Below are 23,393 nucleotides of genomic sequence, written 5' to 3' on the forward strand. Positions count from 1 at the left end.
ATCACGTCGTTGAGCTGGGCCTTTACTGGTCGGAGCAGCGCCGCAGGAAGCAATCCCGAGCGCGCAGGCACCACTTCATCCAGCGCCTGCGCCTCCAGGTCCTACAGATCTAGCGGAGTAGTACTAGGCGCGCACCACCCGCTCGTACGCGGCCACCAGATCGTCCATCGGCAGGACCGGACCCCGCGGGTCCTTGGCGGCGTCGTCCCACAGGCGCAGCGAGACCGCGTCCTGCGACCACGGGTGCGCCTCGAACGCGGCCACCTCCTCCTGCGACATCGGCCCGCCCTGGACGCGCAGCGAGCGCACCGACACCGGGCTCAGCGTGCCGTGGTAGGCGGGGTTCACCGCGACGAGGTAGCGCTTGGCCGCCACGTGCTGCTGGATCGCCCAGGCCGAGCGCTCGGTGAGGTGGTCGCGGGCGAACGCGGCGCCGGCCTCCTCGTGCGGCATCCCGCGGTGGGCCGTGGCGACCGGGCGGGCGCGGCCCACGTCGTGGAAGGCGGCGGCCAGCACCAGCTCGTCGTCCGCGTCCGCGGCCACGGCGTGTGCCGCGGCCTGCAGGGCGTGGGTGCGCTGGTCGACGGCCTCGCCGCCGTACGGGAGTCCGGCGAGGCCCTCGAACAGGTCGAACAATTCATCCCGAGAAAGCATGAGTGTCCTCTTTTAAGATGATTCGCGCGGATTTATCACAGCATGATGAGCGCGGTGGCGTGACCAGCGGATGACGGGACGGTGGCCGTGCACCGGCGGCCAGGTGGCGCAGGGGTGGGTTCGCCCGGAGTTAACCCCCCGGCTCGTGCACAGTAAGCAGCGTCTGACCTGCTCATCACAGTCGAGGAGCAGCGTGGCAGGCCTTGGTACCTGTGACACGCTCGGAGACCCACTGTGAAACGATCCCTGACCGTCCTGGCCATTCTCGGCGCACTCGCGGCGGCGGCGGGCTGCTCCTCGGCCAGCGGCAGCGCCGGCAGCGCGGATAGTGCCGTCGACCGGCAGGCGGCTGACGGTGACGTGCTGCGCTTCGCGGCCGTGCCGGCCGAGCAGAGCATCGACCCCACGGCCGAGTACAAGGACATCATCGCGCTGATCGAGAAGAACACCGGCCGCAAGGTGCAGTTCGTGCGATCCACCGACTACAACGCGGTCATCGAGGGCATGGTGTCCGGCAAGATCGACCTGGCCGAGTTCGGGCCGCTGTCGTACGTGCTCGCCAAGAGCAACGGCGCCAAGATCACGCCGGTCGCGTCGATGGTCGAGAAGGGCGGCAAGCCCACGTACCAGAGCTACGGCATCGTGCCCGCCAACAGCAAGATCACCGACATCAACGGCTACAAGGGCGCCAAGGTCTGCTTCGTCGACCCCGGCTCCACCTCCGGCTACCTCTTCCCCAGCCAGGGGCTGCTGGCCGCGGGCATCGACCCGAAGACCGGCGTCAGCCCCGTCATGGCGGGCGGCCACGACAACTCCGTGCTCTCGGTCGCCTCCGGCAAGTGCGAGGCCGGGTTCGCCGAGAACGCCATGGTCGACCACATCCTCATCGACAAGGGCAAGCTCAAGCCCGGCGACGTCAAGGTGGTGTGGAAGTCCGCGCCGATCCCCATGTCGCCGATCGCCATCCGCGACGAGCTGCCCGCCGACCTGAAGACCAAGCTCACCGACACCTTCACCAAGGACGCCAACCGGGACCGCATGGTGCAGCTCGGCGTCTGCAAGGACACCGCGTCCTGCCGCGTGACGGCCGACTCGACCATGTGGGGCTGGCAGCCGGTGACCGACGCGACCTTCGACCCCGTACGCGAGGTGTGCGCGGCCACCCACAACGAACAGTGCTCCAAAGCGTGATGAGCGACCAGGCGATCGTCGAGACGCGCGGCCTGCAGAAGACCTTCGGGCTGGTGCCGGCCTGCGCGGGCATCGACCTGACCGTGCATCGGGGTGAGACCGTCGCGCTGCTCGGGCCCTCCGGGTCGGGCAAGTCCACGCTGCTGCGCCACCTCAACGGGCTGACCAGGCCGGACAAGGGTTCGGTCCGGGTGCTCGGGGTCGACGTGGTCGCCGCGAAGAGCGCGGAGCTGCGCGCCCTGCGGCGCCGGGTCGGGGTGGTCTTCCAGCAGTTCAACCTGGTGGGACGGCTGACCGTGATGGAGAACGTGCTCAGCGGCGCCCTCGGCCGGGTGCGCGGCCCCCGCTACGGCATCGTCACCTGGCCCAAGTCCGTGCGGGCCGAGGCGTTCGAGCAGCTCGACCGGGTCGGGCTGGCCGACCGCGCCTACCAGCGGGCCGGCAGCCTGTCGGGCGGGCAGCAGCAGCGGGTCGCCATCGCGCGGGCGCTGTTGCAGCGGCCCGAACTGGTCCTCGCCGACGAGCCCGTGGCCTCGCTCGACCCCGAGACGGCCGCCTCCGTGATGGACCTGCTGGTCCGGGTGTGCCGGGAGGACGGGCTGACCATGGTGTGCACGCTGCACCAGATCGACCTGGCCCTGCAGTGGACCCGGCGGGTGGTGGGGCTGCGCATGGGCGCGATCCGGCTGGACGAGCCCACGGACCGGCTCGACGCCGTACGGCTGCGCGGGCTCTACCTGTCCGACCCCGTGACGGTGCCATGACCACCCGGACGGCACCCGCGCGGCCCGGCGGCGCGGCGGGCACCACCCGGCCCAAGCCGCCCCGCGGCGCGCGGAGGCTGGCGGCCTGGGGATTCCCGATCGCCTTCGTGCTGCTCGGGCTGATCGCGCTCGACTGGCTCGGCGTCGGGGTCGGCGGCCTGATCAGCGGGTTCGGCGAGGTCGCCGGGCTGCTGGCACGGGCCTGGCCGCCCACGCTGGCCGACCCGGCCACGACGTTCGCCCACGTGCTCGACACCCTGTGGATGGCCATCGCGGGCACCGCGCTGGCCGCGCTGCTCGCCGCCGTGCTCGGCGTGCTGGCCGCCGGCACCACCTCCCCGGGCAGGACCGTCAGGGCCGTCGCCCTCTCCGTGATCGTCGCCTGCCGGGCCGTCCCCGACATCGTGTTCGCCGTGTTCTTCGTGGCCGCCATCGGCATCGGCCCGCTGCCCGGCGTGCTGGCGCTCGGCCTGCACTCGGTGGGCATGCTCGGCAAGCTGTTCGCCGAGGCCGTCGAGCAGGCCGACGAGGGCGTGCGCGAGGCCGTGGCGGGCACCGGGGCCGGGCCCGCGCAGCGGCTGTTCGCCGGGGTCGCGCCGCAGGTGGCGCCCGCCTGGATCGCCGCCACCCTCTACCGGCTGGACATCAACTTCCGCGGCTCCGTGCTGCTCGGCGCCGTCGGCGCGGGCGGCATCGGACTCGACCTCAAGACCGCGTTCGGATTCACCGACTACCCGGAGGCCACCGGGATCGCCCTGGTCACCGTGGCCGTGGTGCTGCTGGTCGAGGCCGTCTCGGTGGGGCTGCGCGGGCAGTTGCTGGGCGCCGGGCGTACCGTGGCCGTCCCGCGCGTACGGGAGCTTCGGGTGCCGTGGACGCGCGGCAGGATCGCCGCGCACGTGGCCGGCTGGGGCGGGCTGGCGCTCGCCGCGGTGGCCTGCCGGCAGGTCGGGGCGAGCCCGGCGGCGCTGGCCGACGCGGCCGCCGGTTCCGTGGCCGCGCTCGGCGAGTTCTTCCCGCCGGACTTCGGGCCCGTGGCGGACCTGCTCGGCCAGGGCCTCCTGGAGACCGCCGCCATCGCGCTCGGCGCGACCCTCCTGGGCACGCTCGCCGGAGTGCCGCTCGGGCTGCTCGCCGCGCGGGCCGTCGCCCCCAACCACGGGGTACGGCTGGCCGCCCGCACCCTGCTCGTGGGCCTGCGGTCCATCCCGGACCTGCTGCTGGTGCTGATCTTCGTGGCGGCGTTCGGGCTCATGGACGGGCCCGTCGCGGGCACCCTGGCGCTGTCCGTCTTCACCGCGGCCCTGGTCGCCAAGCTCGTCGCCGACGACGCGGAGGAGCTGCGCGCGGGTCCGCGCGAGGCGGTGCTGTCGGCCGGCGCCGGTCCCCTGCAGGAGCTGGCGCTGGCCGTCTTCGGCCAGCTCACGCCCCGCCTGGTCACCACCACCCTGTACGCGCTCGACGTCAACCTGCGGGCCTTCTTCATCCTCGGCATCGTGGGCGCGGGCGAGCTCGGCTACGCGCTGAGCCAGCACATCCGCGCGCTCAACTACGACGTCGTCACCGCGATCGTGCTGCCGGTGTTCGTGCTGGTCCTGGCCGTGGAGGCGATCTCGGCCCGGCTCAGGTCCGCGCTGCGTTGAGCGCGCCGGCCCGGCTCAGATCTCGTATGTTGCTGGCCTCCACGCTCGTGCGGCGTCGCCCGCCGTTCACCTGCCGGTCAGGAAGCCCGCCGAGGCTGCTTGTCATGACAAGCACGCAGCGCTACCTGGAGATGGCCGACATCCTGGAGGCGGAGCTGGCCCACGTGCCCGTGGGCGCGCAGGTGCCGAGCGAGCACGTGCTGGCCGACCGCTTCCACGTCAGCAGGCCCGCCGCCCGCGCGGCCCTGCAGGAGCTGGAGCGGCGGTTGCTGGTGCGCCGCGTCCAGGGGGTCGGCACCTTCCGGCGCGGGCGGGTGGAGTACGTGATCTCCGCGCACGTCCCGCCGTCGTTCAGCGAGACCGTCCGGCTGGCGGGCGCCGAACCGGGCGCGCGGCTGGTGAGCTGCGGCGCCCGCCGCGCGGTCGAGCAGGAACGCGACCGGCTCGGGCTGGCCACCGGCGCCGCCGTGTGGGCGATCGAGCGGGTCTTCAGCGTGAACGGCGAGATCGCCGCGTACGCCACCAGCGTCCTGCCCCGGCGCCCGCTGCTGAACCTGGACAGGGAGCTCGGCGACGAGGTCTCCCTGCACAAGGTGCTGCGCCGCCGCTACGGGCTCACCGTCGTGCGCTCCCGCTACCGGATCAGCCTGGACGTGCCGCCGGCGGGCATCGCCGACCACCTGACGGGCGGCAGCCGCGGGCCCGCCTGGCTCGCGGAGAGCGTGAACCGCGCCGCCGCAGGTCCGTACGTCGAGTACGCGCGGACGTACCTGCGGCCCGACGTCCTCGACGTCACCTTCGAGATCGAAGAGGAAACCCATTGATCGACGTGATGACCAGGGAGGAGCGCGCCGAGTTGCTCGCCGCCGCCACTCCCGACGAACTGCTGCCCCTGGCCGAACGCCTGCTCCAGTCCGGAGACCTCGGCGAACCGACCGTCCTGCACCCGCCGGAGGTGGGCATGGTGATGCTCACCGTGCGTGAGCCGGTGGCCGAGGAACGCTTCCACCTGGGGGAGGTGCTGGTCACCTCGTGCACCGTCGAGGTGGCGGGAGCCGCCGGGTGGAGCATGCGGGGCGGTGACGACCGGGTGGCCGCCCTCGCCGCCGCCCTGCTCGACGCCGCCGCGGCCGCCGGGCTGCCGGCCGCCGGGGACGTACACGCCCTGTGCGCGGCCGTCGCCGAGCGGCGGACCAGGGAGGACGTCGCCGAGTGGGCCGAGGTGTCCACCACCCGGGTGGCCTTCGAGGAGCTGACATGACGACCCCCGCCCTCACCGGCGCCCCCACCAGCGGCACGTACGTCCAGGCGGTGACGCCGACGGCCGCGCAGGCGCAGGACGACTTCCGGGCGCTGCTCAACGTGCTGTCCCGGCCCGGCCTGCTGGACGCCGTCCACCGTGGGAACGGTCCCGCGGCGCTGGCCGTGGCCGCCGGGCTGGCCGACGTCGAGGTGCCCACGGCGGTGCTGACCGAGCCGGGCGAGGAGCACTGGGCGCGGGCCCTGCACCTGGCGACCTCGGCCCCGGCCGCGCCGCCGGAGACGGCCCGCATGGTGGTCGCCCTGCGCCCGCCGGCGGCCGCCGAGATCGCGGCGCTCACCCGGGGCGACGCCCTGCACCCCGAGTTCGGCACCCGCCTGATCGCCGCCGTCACCGCCCTGGCGGCGGATCCGGGTGACCGGCGGGATGGGGGGTCGGCGGTTCCGGGCGCGGAGGGGCCCGAGGTCGTCCTGGCGCTCAGCGGGCCCGGTGTGCCCGGGACGCGGCGGATCCGGGTGACGGGACTGGACCGCGCGGTGTTCGGCGCCCTCGCCGAGGCCAACGCGGATTTCCCGGCGGGGATCGACACCTTCCTCGTCGCCGCGGACGGCACCGTCGCCGGGCTGCCGCGCAGCACCCGCATCGAGATCGAGAACGGAGACGACTGACCATGGGGTACTCAGGTGCGAGCGGTGGCCACGAGGCCATCCTCGCCGCCGAGAAGCTCGTCGAACGCCGGCGCTACGGCGGGGCCAGCGCCTGGCTCGGCATCGACCAGATCACCGGGCGGCTCGGCCTGGCCGTGGACCGGGTCATGGGGGAGGGCGGCCTGTGGGCCCCCGAGCTCGCGGCCAGGGCGCTGCGCCAGGCGGAGGGCGACGTGCAGGAGGCGGCGCAGCTCATCAGGGCGCACCGCTCGACGGTGCCACGGGTGGCCTACTCGGAGCCGGTACACGCCGACGAGCTGCGGGTCTCGCGCCGCATCTCGCCCGCCTTCCGCAACCCGCCGGGCAGCCAGCTTCTCGGCCGCACCCTCGACTACGTGGGCCGCCTGCTGGACCTGATGCCGGAGGACCAGGCCAAGGCCCGCCTCCAGGCCGCCCCGGAGCCCGTTCCCGCCGGCCACGGCCACCTGCCCGTCAACGGGCACGAGCCCAACGGGCAGGAAGCCAGCGGGTACGAGGCCGGCGGGCAGGGCCGCGCCGCGGGGGATGACCCGCGCAGGCCGCCGCGCCTGCTCCGCCTGCTGCGTTCCATGGACATGGTGGTGGACAGGCGAGCGGAGGGCGACGCGGAGCCGTACGACATCACCCGCGCCCCCATCCGCCCCGGCGTGCCCAGGTCGGCCCGCCTGACCGCGATGGCGCGGGCCGAGACCGGCGCCCTGGTCCACCTCTGGTACTCCCACACCTTCAGGCCCGGCAAGCACAACCACGAGTTCCCCGGCGAGGTACGCCACGGCACCCTCCCCGTCCGGGTCCGCCACCCGCTCACCGGCGCCCCGGTCGCGGTCGCCGAGGTGCGGGTCACCGAGGTGGAGACCATCGACGACCTCGACCGCGCCGAGGAGGACCGCAGCAAGCTGGACCTCGGCTACGGCATGTGCTTCGGCCACAACGAGCGCAAGGCCATCGCCATGGCCGGCCTCGACCTGATGGTGCACCGCGACGCCGGCCGGACCAGCCTGGAGCAGGAGGTGCTGCTGACCCTGGACGGCATCGAGGCCTCCGGCTTCCTGGAGCACCTCAAGCTGCCCCACTACGTGGACTTCCGGTCGGTGCTCGACCGCAAGCGGGCGGTACGCGCCGCCGTGGAGGAGGCGGTCGCCCGATGAGGACGGTCACGGAGCTGGCCGGATCCGGCGGCCCCCGGAGCATCTTCGACGAGCTCTCCAAGCGCGAGGTACGCAGGGCGGCGCTCACCGCGGTGGCCGTGCCCGGCTACCAGGTGCCGTTCGGCTCCAGGGAGATGCCGGTGGCCCGCGGCTGGGGCTCGGGCGGGCTGCAGGTGACGCTGGCGCTCGTCGGCCCGAAGGACCGGCTGAAGGTCATCGACCAGGGCGAGGACGGCGGCGTGAACGCCTCCAACCTGCGCCGCCTGGTCGTTGGCCACGTCGGCTGCGAGGAGGAATCGGACACCGGGCAGGCCACCCTGATCCAGTCCAGGCACCGCATCCCCGAGACGCGGCTCCGCGCCGACCAGACGCTCGTGCTCCAGGTCCCGGTGCCCGAGCCGCTGCGCGCCGTCGAGCACGACGTACGCGAGCAGCGCAGGATGCACGCCGAGGCGGACTACTCGCGCATGTGGGTCGGCCTGTACGAGGACCTCGTGCGCAACGGCGTCGTCACCAAGAGCGCCGGATACCCGTGCATGGTCGACGGCCGGTATCTGATCTCGCCCACCCCGATCCCCAGGTTCGACGTGCCGAAGCTGGACCAGGCCGAGCACCTGACGCTGTTCGGCGCCGGCCGGGAGAAGCGCATCTACGCGGTGCCGCCGCACACGCGGGTGGAGCCGCTGGTGTTCGAGGACGTCCCGTTCGAGGTCGAGCACACGCCGGGCGCGGCCTGCCGGCACTGCGGCGCGATGGACTCGTACCTGGTGGAGGTGCCGTCGATGGACGGCCCAGGCGGAGTCAGGGTGGCGTGGGTGTGCAGCGACACGGACTTCTGCACGCGTAACAGGGGGCAACGATGAGCTGGGCGTTGAAGGTGGACGGGCTCGGCCGGGTCTACGGCGAGCAGGGACCGCGGTCGCTGCCCGGGACCGGGCCGGACCACGGCACCTCGGTCTCGCCCGCGACCGGGGCGGTGGTGGCCGCCTGGGATGTCGGCTTCGAGGTGGAGCCCGGCGAGGCGCTGGGCATCGTCGGCGAGTCCGGGTCGGGCAAGTCGACCGTCATGCGCTGCGTGGCCGGCGACGAGCGGCCCAGCCGGGGCAGCGCCTACCTGCGCGGATACGACGACGGGCGGACCGACGTGCTGGCGCTGGACGACGGCGCCCGGCGGCGGCTGCGCATCGACCGGGTGGCCGTGGTCTACCAGGACCCCGCCGCCGGGCTCGACCTGGACACCAGCGCCGGTGGCAACATCGCCGAGCGGCTCACCGCCGCCGGCGGCCGGCACTTCGGCCGCATCCGCGAGCGCGCCGCCGAGCTGCTGGAGCTGACCGAGGTGCCGCTGGCCCGGATGGACGACCCGGTACGCACCTTCTCCGGCGGCATGCGCCAGCGCGTGCAGATCGCCAAGGCGCTGGCCAACCGGCCCCCGGTGCTGCTGCTGGACGAGCCGACCACCGGACTGGACGCCTCCGTCGCGGCCGGCGTGCTCGACCTGCTGCGCAACCTGCTCGAACGGCTCGGCGTGGCCGCCGTGGTCGTCTCCCACGACTTCGGCGTCATCGAGATGCTGACCAGGAGGGTGATGGTGATGCAACACGGCCGGGTCGTGGAGACCGGTCTGACCGACCAACTGCTGGAGGACCCGCAGCACCCCTACAGCCAGCGGCTCGTCGCGGCGGCCCGCGGATGAACGTGCTGGAGATCAGGGGACTGGTCAAGTCCTTCACCCTGCACACCATCGACGGCCGCGTCGTGGGCGCGCTGCACGGCGTGGACCTGGACGTGGCCCGCGGCGAGCACGTCGCGCTCGCGGGCTCGTCCGGCGCGGGCAAGTCGTCGCTGCTCAGGTGCGTCTACCGGACGTACGTGCCGACGGCCGGCCGGATCCTGCTGCGTACCTCGGAGGGCGCGCAGGTGGACCTGGCCGCGCTGCCCGACGCCCAGGTGGCCGACCTGCGCGGCCGCGAGCTGGGCTACGTGTCGCAGTTCCTGCGCGCCGAGCCGCGCCGGGCCGTGCTGGACGTGGTGGCCCGCGCGGGCGCGGCCCGCGGGATGGACCTTGAGGCCGCCCGCGACGCCGCGGCGGCGGCACTGAGCAGGCTCGGCATCGAGGAACGGCTGTGGGCCATGCACACCACCGTCCTGTCCGGCGGCCAGAAGCAGCGCGTCAACCTGGCCGCGGGCACCATCTCGCCGCCCCGGCTGCTGCTGCTCGACGAGCCGGTGTCGGCGCTGGACCCGGTCAACCGGGAGGCCGTGCTGGCCATGATCGCCGACCTGACGGACGCGGGCGTGGCCGTGCTGTCCGTCTTCCACGACCTGGACGCCATCGAACGGCTGGCGACCCGGGTGGTGGTGCTGGAGGACGGCAGGGTGGCCGCCGACGGGCCGCCCGCCGCCGTACTGCGTGATTCCGGACTGAACCTGGAGGTGGCCCGATGAACGTGGGCACGAGGGTGCTCGCCCATGCCAAGGCCGTACTGCCTGACCGCGTGATCGACGACGCGCTCGTCGTCACCGAGCACGGGCTGATCACCCATGTCGGGCCCGCGCGTCCCGGCGCCGTCCCGGCCGAGGCGGTGGACCTGCGGGGCGCGCTGCTGCTGCCCGGCATCGTGGACACGCACTCGGACGGGCTGGAGACCGAGCTGCGGCCGCGGCCGGGGGCGGAGTTCGAGGTCGAGTTCGCGGTGGCGAGTTTCGAGGGCCGGGTGCGGGCCGCCGGGACCACCACCGTGTTCCACGGGGTGGCGTTCGAGTCGCACAACCGCAAGGGGCGTACCGTCGAGCGGGCGCGCCGCCTGGACGCGGCCCTGCGCGAGCGCGCGGGCTCGGGGCGCGCGCTCGTGGACCACCACACCCTCTACCGGCTCGACGCCCGCGACCCCGAGGGCCTGGTGGCTCTGGAAACCTGCCTCACCGGCACGCCCGTCCCGCCGCCGCTGGTCTCCTTCGAGGACCACACGCCCGGGCAGGGCCAGTACCGGGACTCGGCCTTCTACCGGCGCTGGCTGGAGGGCAGCGAGGGGATCTCCGCCGAGGAGGCGCAGCGGCGGGTGGAGGCCCTCGTCGCCGAGCGTGACACGCGGATCGGGCACCGGGAGATCGCCCTGGGCCGGCTGGCGGAGCACGCGGCGCTGGGGCGGGCGCGGCTGCTCGCGCACGACCCGGTGACCGCGGCGGAGATCGACGTGGCGGTGGCCAACGGGGTGTCCGTGGCCGAGTTCCCGACCACGATGGAGGCCGCCCGAGCGGCCCGCGAGCGTGGGCTGCGGGTCGTGGCCGGGGCGCCCAACGTGCTGCGGGGCGGCTCCCACTCGGGCAACGTGGCCGCGGCCGAGCTGGTGGCGGCGGGGCTGGTGGACGGGCTGTCCAGCGACTACCTGCCCTCCGCCCCGCTGGCGGCGGCGCTGCTGCTGGCCGAGCGGGACGTCGTCGCGCTGCCCCGGGCGGTGGCCCTGGTCACGTCCGGTCCCGCGGCCGTCGCGGGGCTGTCCGACCGGGGTGAGTTGGTCGAGGGCCAGCGCGGGGACCTGGCCGTCGTCACCCTGGACCGGGGCTGGCCGACCGTCCGCATGACGGTCGCCGCCGCCGACATGCCGCTGCTCACGGGGGTAGGGGCATGACGACACGGCAAGGAGAGGAGCCCGGACACGTGACGAGCGGGCGCGGCTGGGGGGTCGGGGTGCCCGTGCAGGCGCACCCGGCGCTGGCCGCGGCGGCCTCCGCCGCGCTGGAGGCCCACGCCGTCGCGACCGCCGAGCACGACCGTGCCACCCTGGCCGCGATCGTGGCGGAGGGCGCGGACGGCACCCCCACCATGCGCATCGACGTGCTGGTGGAGAACGCCATCCTGGGCGCGCTGGCCCGGCACCCGGTCAACGTGCTGTCCGAGGAGACCGGCTGGGTGGACAACGGGTCGGCGGTGACGCTGGTCATGGACCCGGTGGACGGCTCGGCCAACGCCGCCGCCGGGGTCCCGCTGTCCGCCTTCTCGGCCGCCGTGGCCGTGGACGGGGAGTTCACCGAGGCGCTGACCGTCTGGCTGGAGACCGGCCGGAGCTGGTGGGCCGGGCCGGGCGTGGCCTCGACGCTGCGTACGACGGGCCGCAGGGAGCTGGCCGGCGCCGCCGTCTCGCTGCTGCGGCCGCACCCGGCCAACCCGCCCGCCGCCGCGGCCTGGTGGGAGGTGGCCCGCCGGGCCGCGCGCATCCGCATCCTGTCCACGAGCTGCCTGGAGGGCGCGCTGGTGGCCCAGGGCGCCACCGACGCCTTCGCCGACGCGGCCACCGACACCCACCGCCTGGTGGACCTGGCCGCCTCGGTGGTGCTGGCCGAGGCGGCGGGCGGCGCGGTCAGGGACGTGTTCGGCCGCGCCGTCGAGCTGGACACCGACCTGACCAAGCGCTGGAGCGGCGTCGTCGCGGCCACCCCGGACCTGGCCGACGAACTGGCCGAGGTCCTGCGCGACGCCTACCGCGCCGCCTCCTGAGCGGGTGCCGGGAGCGGGCGCGGGTGCGCTCAAGCCGGGCCCCGGGGGCGGGGCGCAGCGCCGCACCTGCACCCGCTGCTGCAGCGAGTCCCGGACGTGCGGCTCCTGGTTGACCACCCGGGAGACGGTCTTCAGGCTCACGTCGGCATGCCGGGCGGCGTCGGCCATGGTCGGCCTGCGTGTAAGGGTGGTTTCGCCCCGGGTGGTGCTGACGGCCTCGCCCCGTGCGGTGGCCCGGTCGCCCGGATGCCGCGCTGCCATACGCTGCCTCCATGAATGACGATTGGATTTGCGGCAGGCTGGGCGAGGACGAGCCCTGGATGCTCAACGCGGTCAACCCGCCGGTGTTCGAGAACTCGCTGTTCACCTTCGAGTCCGCGCAGGAACTGGGCGAGGCCATCAGGAACGAGGACGAGCGCTACGTCTACTGGCGGGGCACCAACCCGACGGTCGATGTCGTCCAGCGCAAGCTGGCCGCACTGGAGCGGGGTGAGCGGGCCAAGTGCTTCGGGTCGGGGATGGGGGCCATCTCGGCGACCATCTCCTCGCTCGTCTCGGCCGGCGACCACGTGCTGGTCCTGGGGGCGGTGTACGGCCCGACCACCCAGTTCCTGCGATATCTGGAGAAGTTCGGCGTCACGCATACGCACGTCGACGACCTCGCGGGATGTGACGGCGCTATCAGGGCGGACACGCGCCTGCTCTACTTCGAGTCGCCCTCCTACATGGCCTACGCCGTGGTCGACATCGCCGAGGTGGCCGGGTGGGCGCGGGAGCGCGGGCTGGTCAGCGTGATGGACAACACCTGGTCCACGCCGCTCTTCCAGAAACCGCTGACCATGGGCGTCGACCTGGTCGTGCACTCGCTGTCGAAGTACATCGGCGGGCACAGCGACCTCGTCGGCGGGGTGGTCGCCGGGTCGGCCGAGCTGGTCAGGCCGCTGGCGCTGACCGAGTACCAGCTCTACGGGGCCGCCATGTCGCCGCACGACGCGGCCAAGGTGATCAAGGGGCTGCGTACGCTGCCCGTGCGCATGGCAGCCCACCAGGAGCGGGGGCTGGCGGTGGCCGGGTTCCTGGCAGGGCATCCCCGGGTGCGGGCGGTCAACCATCCGGGGCTGCCGTCGCATCCCGGGCATGCCATCGCGGTGCGTCAGATGTCGGGGTTCTCCAGCCTGTTCAGCTTCGAGCTCGACACGGAGTCACGGGAAGACGTCGCACGTTTCCTCGACAAGCTGCGACATTTCAGGATTGGGGTGTCCTGGGGTGGTTTTGAGAGCCTGGTGAACGCGCCCGCCCTGTCCACCGAGGAGAGCGTACGGGCCACCATGGGCATCCCGGTCGGCCTCGTCCGCCTGTCGGCCGGCCTGGAGCCGGCCGACGAGCTGGTCAAGGATCTCGGTATGGCGCTGGAGGGATTGCTCGCCTAGCGTGACTGACAGCGCTGTCTCTCGCACGCGGGAGGCTCGTCATGTGAAAACCCCTCATGCGGGGCTTCTGCGAGCGGGTGCCGGGCGCGCTGGAGGAGGCCGCCCAGGTGGACGGGGCCTCGCGGCTGGTGGCCCTGGCGCGGGTGGTGATCCCGGTGGCCATGAACTCCTTCATCGCCCAGTACGACATCGACTGGGGCTCGATGGCCGCCGCCGTGGTGTCTGTCGTGCCCACCCTCGTGCTTTCGCCGCGATTCGCCGCTATCTCGTCGAGGGCCGCACCGCAGCGGCCGTAAAGGGGTGAAAGGGATGGCCGACCGCTCGTCGCGCTCAATAGACCTTTCACCGCAAGCCCGGACCAACTAATCGCCGGACGGCAGCGACTCGCCGAACAACACCTCTCCGGATCTCCACGGCGGGTAGGTTGCGCTCTTACGTTGGGCGTGATCCGCATCACAGTGGAGGTCTCGTGACGACTAGAGAACACGACGCGTCGGTCTATGAACAAGTGCAGGAGAGCAGTGAGTTCCAGGATCTGAAGAGGCGTTTCCGCGCCTGGACGTTCCCGATGACCGTGGCGTTCCTGGTCTGGTACCTGCTGTACGTGGTGCTGTCGGGATGGGCACGCGACTTCATGGGGATCAAGCTGCTCGGTGAGATCAACGTCGGGCTGATTTTCGGTTTGCTCCAGTTCGTATCCACGTTCCTGATCGCGTGGGCGTACGCGCGGCACGCGGAGCGGAAGCTCGACCCCATCGCCGACAAGCTCCGTCACGACGTTGAGGAGAAGACCCAGTGAGCTCAACGACCCTGGGGATGATCCTCTTCCTCACCTTCGTCGCCGCGACGCTCGGGATCACCTTCTGGGCCAGCCGGCAGACCAAGACGGCCGCCGACTACTACGCCGGCGGCCGGTCCTTCAGCGGCGTGCAGAACGGCCTGGCGATCGGCGGCGACTACATGTCGGCCGCCTCCTTCCTCGGCATCGCCGGCATCATCGCCCTGTCCGGCTACGACGGGTTCCTGTACTCGATCGGGTTCCTGGTGGCCTGGCTGGTCGCGCTGCTGCTGGTGGCCGAGTTGATGCGGAACTCCGGCAAGTTCACCATGGCCGACGTGCTGGCCTTCCGGATGAGCCCCCGTCCGGTCCGTACGGCGGCGGGCGTGTCCACGATCGTGGTCAGCATCTTCTACCTGCTGGCCCAGATGGTCGGCGCGGGCGCTCTGGTCGGCCTGCTGCTCGGCATCACCACGGAGGCCGGCAAGATGTGGACGATCATCGGCGTGGGCGCGCTGATGATCATCTACGTGGTGTTCGGCGGCATGAAGGGCACCACCTGGGTGCAGATCGTCAAGGCCGTGCTGCTGATGGGCGGCGCCGCGCTGGTGACGGTGCTGGTGCTGGGCAAGTTCGGCTTCAACCTGTCGGCGCTGCTGGGCCAGGCCGCCGCCACCAGCGGCCCGAAGGCCAACCCCGGCAACTTCCTCATCCCCGGCCTGAAGTACGGCACCGAGGCGCAGGGCCTGGCCGGCAAGATCGACCTCATCAGCCTGGGCCTCGCCCTGGTGCTGGGCACGGCCGGCCTGCCGCACATCCTCATCCGCTTCTACACCGTGCCCACCGCCAAGGACGCCCGCAAGTCGGTGCTGTGGGGCATCGGCATCATCGGCGTCTTCTACCTGCTCACGCTGGTCCTCGGCTTCGGCGCCGCCGCCCTGGTGGGCAAGACGGCGATCGCCGAGGGTGACGCGGCGGGCAACACCGCCGCGCCGATGCTGGCCCAGCGCATCGGCGAGGACATCTTCGGCCCGGTGGGCGGCACGATCCTGCTGGCGCTGATCGGCGCCGTGGCCTTCGCCACGATCCTGGCCGTGGTCGCGGGTCTCACGCTGGCCTCCTCCTCCAGCTTCGCCCACGACCTGTACGCGCACGTCTTCCGGCGCGGCCAGGCAAGCGAGCGCCAGGAGGTCGTGGTGGCCCGCGTCTCCGCCTTCGTCATCGGCGCCGTCGCGATCGGCCTGGGCATCCTCGCCCAGGGCCAGAACGTGGCCTTCCTGGTCGCCCTGGCCTTCGCCGTCGCGGCCTCGGGCAACCTGCCCGCGATCCTCTACAGCCTGTTCTGGAAGAGGTTCAACACCGCGGGCGCGGTCGCGGCCATCTACGGCGGTCTCGGCTCGGCGCTGCTCCTGGTGATCTTCTCGCCCGTCGTCTCCGCCCCGGCGCCCCCGGCGGGCGCACCGGTGACGGCGCTGATCCACGGCGTGGACTTCCACTGGTTCCCGCTCAGCAACCCCGGCATCGTCTCGATCCCGGTCGGCTTCCTGTGCGGCTGGCTCGGCACGGTGCTCAGCAGGGAATACAACGCCGCCAAGTACGCCGAGATCGAGGTCCGCTCGCTGACCGGCGTCGGCGCGGAGAAGGCGACCGGGCACTGACCCCCCCTCCCCCGATCGCCTTCTCCCGGGGGCCCGGCCTGCGCAGCGGCCGGGCCCTTCGGTTTGCGGGAGTTTGACGGAATTTCGAGGGCGTGGGTACGTTCTCACAGATGAACGCCGCCCCCGGATGCCAGGCCATGCGCATCACCACCACGGACACCTGCCACCACCTGGACAGCGGCCACTACCGGCTGACCGTCTCGCGCACCGACGCCAGCGCCGAGCTGGAGGGGTGGCTGACGCTCAGCCTGCTGGCCTCGGCCGACACCAGCGCCGGGCGCGACGAGACGTACGAGACGCTGCCGCCCGTGCTCGTCGAGCGCGAGAACCTGGCGATCTTCGACTTCCCCCAGCGCACGACCGCCTGGGAGACGAAGACGGTCCGGCTGACCTGCACCCCCGAGACCGTCGCGGTCGAGGTGCGGGTCGAGGGCCGCGGCGCGCTCGCCGACGTGACGCTGCTCGGCGGCCGGGCGGTGCTCAACGGCCGCTCGGGCACGTTCCGGTCGGGGGTGCACGCGCGCGGCCTGTTCAACCCCACGCCCACGCATCCCGTCCAGGTCGTCCGGCCGGTGTCGGTGCCGGCCGCGCTCACCGTCGTCGGCGACGCCTCGCCGGGGCGGCTGCACGCGGTCTTCTCACCGCCGCCGCTGGTGCTGGCCTTCGGCAAGGGGGAGCCGGCGGGCGCCACCGACGTGCCCGGCGGGCCCTGGCTGGGCGCCTCCGTACGCGCCGGGATCGCCGGCCTGACCTTCACCGAGCTGGCGTACGAGCCGCTGGACGGCGGGGCGCTGCTGCGCTTCGGCTACGAGGGCCACACCGTGGTGAGCGGCACCTGGACCTCTCCGGCCGTGGTGCTACGGGCCGCCGCCTCCCCCTGGGAGGCGATCTCGCACCACCGGGCCGACCTGCTGGAACACGGCCTGGCACCTGAGTACGGCGGCGAGCGGCCCGCCTGGTGGAGCGAGCCGATCTTCTGCGGCTGGGGCGCCCAGTGCGCCAGGGCCGGCCGCGGCTCCCCGGCGGAGCTGTCCCGGCAGGAGCTCTACGACGCGTGGCTGTCCCGGCTGGCCGGGCACGGCTTCGTGCCCGGGACCGTGGTCATCGACGACCGCTGGCAGCTCGCCTACGGCGACCCGCGCCCCGACCCGGACAAGTGGCCGGCGCTGCGCGAGTGGATCGCCGCCCGGCACGAGCGCGGGCAGCGGGTGCTGCTGTGGTGGCGGGCGTGGGCGGCCGACGGGCTGCCCGCCGAGGAGTGCGTGACGGACGCGGGCGGGCGCCCCGTGGCCGCCGACCCGTCGAACCCGGCCTACCGGCGCCGCGTCCAGGAGATCATGGAACGGCTGCTCGGCGACCTGGGCGCCGACGGGTTCAAGATCGACTTCACGCAGTGGTCGCCGAGCGGGTCGCAGCTCAAGGCGTACGGGCCGGCCTGGGGGCCGGCCCTGCTGCACGAGCTGCTCGCCACCCTGTACGCCGCCGCCAAACGCGTCAAGCCGGACGCCCTGATGGCCACCCACACCCCGCACCCGGCCTTCGCCGACGTCACCGACATGATCCGGCTCAACGACGTGCTGGAGGTGGGCCCACGCGGCGAACCCGTCCCGGCCCTCGACCAGCTCCGCTTCCGCCACGCGGTGGTCACGCACGCGATGCCGGGGCACCTGGTCGACACCGACCAGTGGCCCATGCCCAGCAGGGCGGACTGGCTGGCGTACGCGCGGGCGCAACCCGCCCACGGCGTGCCCGCCCTGTACTACGTGGAAGCCATCGACAACTCCCTGGAGCCGATCAGCGGCGCGGACCTCCGGATGGTGGCCCGCTGGTGGGCCCGCTGAGCCCCTCACCAGCGACGACCTGTCCATGTGGGAACGATTGCCGATACAATCCCGTGTTATGGCAATGGAGGTAACCGAGGTCATACCGGGGATCTACCGGGTGTCGGACACATGTCACGTCTATGTCGTCGTGTCCCCCGTCCGGGCGGGGCGGGAGCGCACCGGGATCGCCATCGACTTCGGTTCCGGGCGTGTGCTGGACCTCCTCGACGAGCTCGGGATCGACCGCCTCACCGACGTCCTCATGACGCACCACCACCGTGACCAGGCCCAGGGCCTCGCGCGGGCGGTGGAGGCGGGCATCGCGGTGCACGTCCCGCCGGTCGAGCGCGACCTGTTCGACCGGGCCGGCGAGATGTGGGCGGGCCGCCCGCTGCTCAACGACTACGACCTGCGCGACGACCGGTTCTCGCTGCTGGAGTCCGTGCCCGTGACCGGCGTCGTCCCCGAATACCGCACCGCCCGCTACGGCGGCGTGGACGTGCGCGTGCTGCCCACCCCCGGGCACACCCCCGGCTCGATCACCTACGTCGTGGACCGGGTGGCGTTCACCGGCGACCTGATCTACGCCCCCGGCAAGGTGTGGTCGCTGGCCGCCACCCAGTGGTCCTACACCGAGAACGAGGGACCGGCCATGACCATCCTGAGCTGCGAACTGCTCGGGCGGGAGGAGCTCGACGTCTTACTGCCGTCCCATGGCGAGCCGATGACCGACCCGGCCGGCGCGCTCGCGCGGCTGTCCGCCTCCATGCAGCGCTACGTCGACTTCCGCCGCCCCCACCCCTGGGACCTGCGCGGGCTGCTGGCCAATCCCTTCGTCCGGGTGACCCCCCACCTGCTCATGAACAAGAGCAGCCAGTCCCTCAGCTACGTCCTGCTGTCGGAGTCCGGCGCGGCCATGGTCTTCGATTTCGGCTACGACATGTCCACCGGCCTGCCCCGGAGCGCCGCGCGCGAGGCCCGCCGCCCCTGGCTGGCCTCCATGCCCGCGCTGCGCGAGCACTACGGCGTCACCCGCGTCGAGGTCGCCGCGCCCACCCACTACCACGACGACCATGTGGCGGGCATGCCGCTGCTGCGCGACGTGGAGGGCACCGAGATCTGGGTGCCCGCCCACATCGCGCCGGTGCTGGCCGTGCCGCTGCACCACGACCTGCCCTGCCAGTGGTACGACCCGATCCCCGCCGACCGGGAGCTGGCGCTGGGGGAGACGGTCCGCTGGCGGGAATACGAGATCACGGTGCACGACCTGCCGGGGCACACCTTGTTCGCGGCGGCCTACGGGTTCGAGGTGGACGGGCACCGGGTGCTGGTGACCGGTGACCAGCAGGACGGCATGGGCACTACGGGGGCCTGCGAGCCGGGCCGCCAGGAGATCCTCAACTTCCAGTACAAGAACAGGTTCAGGATCGACGACTACCGCGAGAGCGCCGCGCTCTACCGGCGGATCCGCCCCGACCTGATGGTCAGCGGCCACTGGCGGCCCCGCTGGGTGGACGACGACTACCTGCGCATGCTCGCCGAGCGTGGTGAGGAGCTGGTCGCGCTCCACCACGACCTGCTCCCGCTGGACACGCTGGACCTGGGGGCGGACGGGGTGCTTTGCCGCCTGACCCCCTACTGGTCGCGCGTCCCCGCGGGCGGCGAGGTCGTGCTGACCGCGACCGTGCGCAACCCGTGGCCCGACAAGGCCGAGGCCGTCCTGCGGCCGGTCGTCCCGCCCGGCTGGCGGCTCGAACACGGGCCGCTGACGCACCTGCTCCCCGCCGGGGGCGTGGAGCAGGTGCGCCTCCGGTTCGGCGCCGACCTCGTGCCGCGCCGCCGCGTACGCCTCGCGGTCGACGTGACCATCGGCGACCTGCGGCTCGGGCAGCACGCCGAGGCCCTGGTCGACGTGGTCGGAGAAGGGATCCGATGACCGCGGAGCGGCCCTTCCCCTGCGGCCGCTCCGGGCGGCCCACCATCAAGGACGTCGCCGCGGCCGCCGGGGTCTCCCGCTCCACCGTCTCCCGGGTGCTCACCGGGCGCGGATACGCGGCCCACGACGTACGCGAGCGGGTGCTGCGGGCGGCGGCCGAGCTGGGCTACGTGCCCGACGTGGCGGCCCGCCTGCTCAAGCAGCAGGTGAGCAGGTCCATCGGGGTGCTGGTGAGCGACCTGCGCAACCCGTTCTACGCGGAGCTCGCGGCCGGGGCCGGCCGCGAGGCCCGGGCGCGCGGCTACACGATGGTGCTGACCGACACCGGGCTGTCGGCCGAGATCGAGGACGAGGCCGCAGAGGCGCTCGTCGCGCTCAGGGTGGCCGGGGTGATCGTGACGCCCAACTCCCCGGCGGTGAGCGGCTACCTGGGCTCCCGCGGCGTCTCGGTCGTCGAGGTGGACCGGCAGTTCGCGGCCGGCACGACCGACGGGGTCGTGGCCGGCAACCGCGTCGGCGCGCGGGCCGCCACCGCCCATCTGACCGGGCTCGGGCACCGCAGGATCGCGCTGGTCATCGACGAGACCGAGTGGACCACCGGCTACGAGCGCCACCAGGGCTACCTGGAGGCGCTCCACGCGGCCGACCTCAAGGCCGATCCCGACCTGGTCGTCACCGCCGGCTGGGACGTCGCCGACGCCCGGCGCCGGGCCTCCGACCTGCTGCGCCGCCCCGACCGGCCGACCGCCGTCTTCGCCGCCAACAACGTCCTGGCCGAGGGCGTCTGGCGGGCCGCCGGCGAGCTCGGGCTGCGGGTGCCCGCCGACGTCAGCCTGGTGGCCTTCGACGACGCGCCGTGGATGAGCATGGTCTCGCCCCCGGTCAGCACGGTCGAGCAGGACGCGTTCCACCTGGGCGTGGCCGCCGTGCGGCGGCTGGACGCGCGGATCGAACTGCCCGAGGCCGACTCCGTCACCACCGTGCTCGGCGTGCGCCTGCTGCCCCGCGGGTCCACCGCGCCACCCCCGCCGGTCTTACCGCCCCCGCCGCTCTGAGCCCCGCCGCACTGACCCCAGCTGCTGTGAGTCTTGGTGCAGTGATCCCCGCGACCGCTTTGACCTGCGGATAAGGCCGACCTACCATCCGTGTGGGAACGATGTCACATCCCTTTCATGGCAGTTCGTTCCGTCGGAGGCCCCATGAACCACGATCGACCCCCTGCCCCCCTGGCCAACGCCCCCTCGGGTGAGCAGCCGCGCGGCCTGCCGGTGGCCCCGCGCCCGGCCGCCGCGCCCGGCCGCACCCTGCACATGATCGGCAACGCCCACCTCGACCCGGTGTGGCTGTGGCCCTGGCAGGAGGGCTACCAGGAGGCGCGGGCGACGTTCTGGTCGGCGATCCACCGCATGGACGAATACCCCGGCTTCGTCTTCACCTGCGACCAGGTCGTGCTGCTGTCGTGGGTGGAGGAGTCGGACCCGGAGCTGTTCGCCAGGATCCGGGAGAGGGTGGCCGAGGGCCGCTGGGTCATGACCGGCGGCTGGTGGGTGGAGCCCGACTGCAACATGCCGGCGGGGGAGTCGTTCGTCCGCCAGGGCCTCTATGGCCAGCGCTACCTGAAGGACAAGTTCGGCATCACCGCCACGGTCGGCATGAACGTCGACCCGTTCGGCCACCACGCCATGCTGCCCGCGATCCTGCGCGGCCAGGGCATGGACTCCTACTGCTTCCTGCGCCCGGGACCGCACGAGAGCGAGCTGCCCGGCACGCTGTTCTGGTGGGAGGCCCCCGACGGCAGCCGGGTGCTGGCGTACCGGATCCCGTACGAATACTGCAGTCCGCCCGGCGAGGTCGCGGGCCAGACGGAGAAGGCGCTGGGCCAGCTCGACCGCTCGCTCGGCGACCTGATGGTCTTCTACGGGGTCGGCAACCACGGCGGCGGCCCCACCAGGGCCAACATCGAGTCCATCCACCGCTACGACCGGATGGGCACCTTCGGCGAGCTGGTGATGTCCTCGCCGCGCCGCTACTTCGACGAGATCACCAAGCGCCTGGGCGAGCAGGGGCTGGCCGCGCTGCCCGTGTGGCGCGAGGACCTGCAGCACCACGCGGCCGGCTGCTACTCCGCGCACTCCGGGATCAAGGCGTGGCAGCGCAGGGCGCAGGCCGCGGTGCTGTCGGCCGAGCGGTGGGCGGCCGTGGCCGGCCACGACGCCCGCGCCGAGCTGGAACGGGCCTGGAAGCAGGTGCTGTTCAACCAGTTCCACGACGTGCTGCCCGGCTCGGCCATCGAGCCCGCCTACGACGACGCCCGCGACCAGCTCGGCGAGGCCGTGGCCGGGGCCAAGCGGATCATCGCCAGGGCGCACAACGTGATCGCCCGCGACGTGTGCGTGCCGGAGGAGCCCGGCACCCAGCCGGTGATCGTCTTCAACCCGCACCCGTGGCCCGTCACCACCCGGGTCGAGCTGCAGTACGGCCTCGCGCCGGGCGGCGTGCACGTCGTGGACGCCGATGGCGGCGAGGTGCCCAGCCAGGCCGTCCAGCCGGTGGCGAGCACGGACGACAGGAGGCGCGGCGCCACCGTGTTCCGGGCGGAGCTGCCCGGGCTCGGCCACCGCCTCTACCGGCTGCGGCCGGGCCCGCCGGCGTACCTGAGCGGGTTGTCCGCGAGCGCTCACCACCTCGAGAACGACCTGCTCCGCCTGGAGCTCGACCCGGCGACCGGCTGGCCGGCGAGCCTGCTCGACAAGCGCACCGGAGTGGACCTGGTGGCCGGGGCGGCCGGTGAGCACACCCAGATCTGTGCCGACCCGACCGACACCTGGGGGCACCGCGTCGTGTCCTACGCCTGGCCGGGCGCGGTGATGGAGACGACCGGCATCGTGGTGCGCGAGGACGGTCCGCTGCGCGCCCGCGTCCGGGTCGAGCGCGAGTGGGGCCGCTCGACGATGGCCGAGGAGTTCGTCCTGGGGCCCGGCGACGACGCGGTGGAGGTACGGGTCACGCTCGACTGGCGCGAGCCGGCGCACCTGATGAAGCTGCGTTTCCCGGTGGCGCTGAGGGACCCGGCGGCCACGTACGAGATCCCGTTCGGGCACCTGGCCAGGCCGGTGGACGGGGCCGAGGAGCCCGCGCAGTCGTGGGTGGACCTGTCGGCCGCCGGAGCCGGGCTCGCCGTCGTGAACAACGCCAAGCACGGCTACGACGTCTCCCCGGCGGGCCCCGGCCGCAGCCCCAGCATCGGGATCACCGCCGTGCGCAGCCCCGTCCACGCCTGGCACGACCCGCGGCCGCTGGATCCCGAGGGCTGTTACCCCTACCAGGACCAGGGGGTGCAGCGGTTCACGTACCTGCTGGTGCCGCACGCGGGGGACTGGCGTGCCGCCGGGCTCACCCGGCGGGCCGCGCTGCTCGGCTCCCCGGTGCGGGCGATGCTGGAAGGCTTCCACGACGGCCCGCTCCCGGCGGAGCGGAGCCACGTGGACGACGGTGGCGGCCAGGTCATGGTCACCGCCGTGAAGTGCCACGAGGACCGGCCGGGCGACCTGGTGGTCAGGGCCGTCGAGACGACGGGGGAGGCCGCCGTCGCCACGCTGCGCGTCCCGCTGGCACGGGTGGTGCTCACGGCGGAGTTCGGGCCGAACCAGATCCGCACCTTCCGGATCCCGCTCGACGACCCGCTCGCCGCCACGGAGACGGACCTGGTCGAACTGGCCACCCGCAAGGGCGGCTTCACGGTGGAGCCGTGGTGATCGTCGGACCCGACGGGGGTGAGGTGGTCGTCGAGGTGGTGGAGCCCGCGTGAAGTCGGGGCGTCCGCCCATTGTCCACGGCGCACTGAGGCGACCGCCGGCGCCACCGTCCCATGCTCACCAGCGCGGAGAACCGTCGCATCGCGTAGTCCCGTGGCGGGTGCCGGC

At 73.1% G+C, this 23,393-nt stretch carries 21 protein-coding genes and 1 pseudogene; 20 read left to right on the forward strand and 2 right to left on the reverse strand.

The window, feature by feature from the left end; all coding sequences use genetic code 11:
• Nucleotides 1-123 precede the first annotated feature (123 nt).
• Entirely contained in the window at nt 124-654 is a 531-nt protein-coding gene (locus ABGB18_RS13690; RefSeq protein WP_347695845.1) for an HD domain-containing protein, read from the reverse strand.
• A gap of 234 nt (nt 655-888) precedes the next feature.
• On the opposite strand from ABGB18_RS13690, the gene ABGB18_RS13695 reads away from it, so the two are divergent.
• From ABGB18_RS13695 to ABGB18_RS13750, 12 genes are all read left to right on the forward strand, one after another.
• Complete coding sequence (locus ABGB18_RS13695; RefSeq protein ID WP_347695846.1) at nt 889-1,845, forward strand: phosphate/phosphite/phosphonate ABC transporter substrate-binding protein; 957 nt, start codon at nt 889-891, stop codon at nt 1,843-1,845.
• Complete coding sequence (gene phnC, locus ABGB18_RS13700; protein WP_347695847.1) at nt 1,845-2,609, forward strand: phosphonate ABC transporter ATP-binding protein; 765 nt, start codon at nt 1,845-1,847, stop codon at nt 2,607-2,609. The genes ABGB18_RS13695 and phnC overlap by 1 nt, the downstream gene beginning before the upstream one ends.
• Nucleotides 2,606-4,252: a phosphonate ABC transporter, permease protein PhnE gene (gene phnE, locus ABGB18_RS13705; RefSeq protein WP_347695848.1), complete on the forward strand. Its 1,647-nt coding sequence runs from the start codon at nt 2,606-2,608 to the stop codon at nt 4,250-4,252. Before phnC ends, phnE begins: the two co-directional genes overlap by 4 nt.
• Nucleotides 4,253-4,356: 104 nt before the next feature.
• Entirely contained in the window at nt 4,357-5,076 is a 720-nt protein-coding gene (locus tag ABGB18_RS13710; RefSeq protein ID WP_347695849.1) for a GntR family transcriptional regulator, read from the forward strand.
• A gap of 5 nt (nt 5,077-5,081) precedes the next feature.
• On the forward strand, nt 5,082-5,513 hold the full coding sequence (phnG, locus tag ABGB18_RS13715) for a phosphonate C-P lyase system protein PhnG (protein WP_347696234.1): 432 nt from the start codon (nt 5,082-5,084) through the stop codon (nt 5,511-5,513).
• Nucleotides 5,510-6,181: a phosphonate C-P lyase system protein PhnH gene (gene phnH, locus ABGB18_RS13720; RefSeq protein ID WP_347695850.1), complete on the forward strand. Its 672-nt coding sequence runs from the start codon at nt 5,510-5,512 to the stop codon at nt 6,179-6,181. Before phnG ends, phnH begins: the two co-directional genes overlap by 4 nt.
• Before the next feature lie 2 nt (nt 6,182-6,183).
• The gene (locus tag ABGB18_RS13725) at nt 6,184-7,347 is read left to right on the forward strand and encodes a carbon-phosphorus lyase complex subunit PhnI (protein WP_347695851.1); all 1,164 of its coding nucleotides are present in this window, start codon (nt 6,184-6,186) and stop codon (nt 7,345-7,347) included.
• A complete protein-coding gene (locus ABGB18_RS13730; RefSeq protein WP_347695852.1) occupies nt 7,344-8,210 on the forward strand; it encodes an alpha-D-ribose 1-methylphosphonate 5-phosphate C-P-lyase PhnJ in 867 nt (288 codons plus the stop codon). The genes ABGB18_RS13725 and ABGB18_RS13730 overlap by 4 nt, the downstream gene beginning before the upstream one ends.
• Entirely contained in the window at nt 8,207-9,043 is an 837-nt protein-coding gene (locus ABGB18_RS13735) for an ATP-binding cassette domain-containing protein (protein WP_347695853.1), read from the forward strand. Before ABGB18_RS13730 ends, ABGB18_RS13735 begins: the two co-directional genes overlap by 4 nt.
• Nucleotides 9,040-9,795, forward strand: coding sequence for an ATP-binding cassette domain-containing protein (locus ABGB18_RS13740; RefSeq protein ID WP_347695854.1), 756 nt, complete (start codon nt 9,040-9,042; stop codon nt 9,793-9,795). Before ABGB18_RS13735 ends, ABGB18_RS13740 begins: the two co-directional genes overlap by 4 nt.
• Nucleotides 9,792-10,979 (forward strand): alpha-D-ribose 1-methylphosphonate 5-triphosphate diphosphatase, encoded by a 1,188-nt coding sequence (locus tag ABGB18_RS13745; protein WP_347695855.1) that lies wholly within the window; start codon nt 9,792-9,794, stop codon nt 10,977-10,979. Before ABGB18_RS13740 ends, ABGB18_RS13745 begins: the two co-directional genes overlap by 4 nt.
• Nucleotides 10,980-11,008: 29 nt before the next feature.
• Complete coding sequence (locus tag ABGB18_RS13750) at nt 11,009-11,845, forward strand: inositol monophosphatase family protein (protein ID WP_347695856.1); 837 nt, start codon at nt 11,009-11,011, stop codon at nt 11,843-11,845.
• Nucleotides 11,846-11,926: 81 nt separating this feature from the next.
• On the opposite strand, the pseudogene ABGB18_RS13755 reads toward ABGB18_RS13750, so the two are convergent.
• Nucleotides 11,927-12,106: pseudogene (locus ABGB18_RS13755) on the reverse strand (LacI family DNA-binding transcriptional regulator); the annotation flags it as partial.
• A gap of 11 nt (nt 12,107-12,117) precedes the next feature.
• On the opposite strand from ABGB18_RS13755, the gene ABGB18_RS13760 reads away from it, so the two are divergent.
• The 8 genes from ABGB18_RS13760 to ABGB18_RS13795 all read left to right on the forward strand — a co-directional run bounded on the left by ABGB18_RS13760 (nt 12,118) and on the right by ABGB18_RS13795 (nt 23,225).
• Nucleotides 12,118-13,275 (forward strand): aminotransferase class I/II-fold pyridoxal phosphate-dependent enzyme, encoded by a 1,158-nt coding sequence (locus tag ABGB18_RS13760; RefSeq protein WP_347695857.1) that lies wholly within the window; start codon nt 12,118-12,120, stop codon nt 13,273-13,275.
• Nucleotides 13,276-13,331: 56 nt separating this feature from the next.
• Nucleotides 13,332-13,571 (forward strand): hypothetical protein, encoded by a 240-nt coding sequence (locus ABGB18_RS13765; protein WP_347695858.1) that lies wholly within the window; start codon nt 13,332-13,334, stop codon nt 13,569-13,571.
• A 173-nt stretch (nt 13,572-13,744) separates the two neighbouring features.
• Nucleotides 13,745-14,074 carry a DUF485 domain-containing protein gene (locus ABGB18_RS13770; RefSeq protein WP_347695859.1) on the forward strand — a complete coding sequence of 110 codons (330 nt, stop codon included), beginning with the start codon at nt 13,745-13,747 and terminating at the stop codon, nt 14,072-14,074.
• Nucleotides 14,071-15,711: a cation acetate symporter gene (locus ABGB18_RS13775; protein ID WP_347695860.1), complete on the forward strand. Its 1,641-nt coding sequence runs from the start codon at nt 14,071-14,073 to the stop codon at nt 15,709-15,711. The genes ABGB18_RS13770 and ABGB18_RS13775 overlap by 4 nt, the downstream gene beginning before the upstream one ends.
• Nucleotides 15,712-15,821: 110 nt before the next feature.
• Nucleotides 15,822-17,552: a hypothetical protein gene (locus ABGB18_RS13780; RefSeq protein WP_347695861.1), complete on the forward strand. Its 1,731-nt coding sequence runs from the start codon at nt 15,822-15,824 to the stop codon at nt 17,550-17,552.
• A gap of 58 nt (nt 17,553-17,610) precedes the next feature.
• On the forward strand, nt 17,611-19,470 hold the full coding sequence (locus ABGB18_RS13785; protein WP_347695862.1) for an MBL fold metallo-hydrolase: 1,860 nt from the start codon (nt 17,611-17,613) through the stop codon (nt 19,468-19,470).
• Entirely contained in the window at nt 19,467-20,525 is a 1,059-nt protein-coding gene (locus ABGB18_RS13790; RefSeq protein WP_347695863.1) for a LacI family DNA-binding transcriptional regulator, read from the forward strand. Before ABGB18_RS13785 ends, ABGB18_RS13790 begins: the two co-directional genes overlap by 4 nt.
• 144 nt (nt 20,526-20,669) lie before the next feature.
• Nucleotides 20,670-23,225 carry a glycoside hydrolase family 38 C-terminal domain-containing protein gene (locus ABGB18_RS13795; protein ID WP_347695864.1) on the forward strand — a complete coding sequence of 852 codons (2,556 nt, stop codon included), beginning with the start codon at nt 20,670-20,672 and terminating at the stop codon, nt 23,223-23,225.
• The last annotated feature ends 168 nt before the right edge of the window (nt 23,226-23,393 follow it).

Origin of the sequence: Nonomuraea sp. B12E4, from assembly GCF_039871825.1 — a bacterium.
In the GTDB taxonomy this organism is placed as follows: Bacteria; Actinomycetota; Actinomycetes; order Streptosporangiales; family Streptosporangiaceae; genus Nonomuraea.

Bases quoted from the DNA above. Each gene is read 5' to 3' on its own strand.
- ABGB18_RS13690 (WP_347695845.1), bottom strand. From the start codon at position 654: ATGCTTTCTCGGGATGAATTGTTCGACCTGTTCGAGGGCCTCGCCGGA.
- phnC (WP_347695847.1), top strand. From the start codon at position 1,845: ATGAGCGACCAGGCGATCGTCGAGACGCGCGGCCTGCAGAAGACCTTC.
- phnE (WP_347695848.1), top strand. From the start codon at position 2,606: ATGACCACCCGGACGGCACCCGCGCGGCCCGGCGGCGCGGCGGGCACC.
- ABGB18_RS13710 (WP_347695849.1), top strand. From the start codon at position 4,357: ATGACAAGCACGCAGCGCTACCTGGAGATGGCCGACATCCTGGAGGCG.
- phnH (WP_347695850.1), top strand. From the start codon at position 5,510: ATGACGACCCCCGCCCTCACCGGCGCCCCCACCAGCGGCACGTACGTC.
- ABGB18_RS13725 (WP_347695851.1), top strand. From the start codon at position 6,184: ATGGGGTACTCAGGTGCGAGCGGTGGCCACGAGGCCATCCTCGCCGCC.
- ABGB18_RS13730 (WP_347695852.1), top strand. From the start codon at position 7,344: ATGAGGACGGTCACGGAGCTGGCCGGATCCGGCGGCCCCCGGAGCATC.
- ABGB18_RS13735 (WP_347695853.1), top strand. From the start codon at position 8,207: ATGAGCTGGGCGTTGAAGGTGGACGGGCTCGGCCGGGTCTACGGCGAG.
- ABGB18_RS13740 (WP_347695854.1), top strand. From the start codon at position 9,040: ATGAACGTGCTGGAGATCAGGGGACTGGTCAAGTCCTTCACCCTGCAC.
- ABGB18_RS13745 (WP_347695855.1), top strand. From the start codon at position 9,792: ATGAACGTGGGCACGAGGGTGCTCGCCCATGCCAAGGCCGTACTGCCT.
- ABGB18_RS13760 (WP_347695857.1), top strand. From the start codon at position 12,118: ATGAATGACGATTGGATTTGCGGCAGGCTGGGCGAGGACGAGCCCTGG.
- ABGB18_RS13765 (WP_347695858.1), top strand. From the start codon at position 13,332: ATGCGGGGCTTCTGCGAGCGGGTGCCGGGCGCGCTGGAGGAGGCCGCC.
- ABGB18_RS13780 (WP_347695861.1), top strand. From the start codon at position 15,822: ATGAACGCCGCCCCCGGATGCCAGGCCATGCGCATCACCACCACGGAC.
- ABGB18_RS13785 (WP_347695862.1), top strand. From the start codon at position 17,611: ATGGCAATGGAGGTAACCGAGGTCATACCGGGGATCTACCGGGTGTCG.
- ABGB18_RS13790 (WP_347695863.1), top strand. From the start codon at position 19,467: ATGACCGCGGAGCGGCCCTTCCCCTGCGGCCGCTCCGGGCGGCCCACC.
- ABGB18_RS13795 (WP_347695864.1), top strand. From the start codon at position 20,670: ATGAACCACGATCGACCCCCTGCCCCCCTGGCCAACGCCCCCTCGGGT.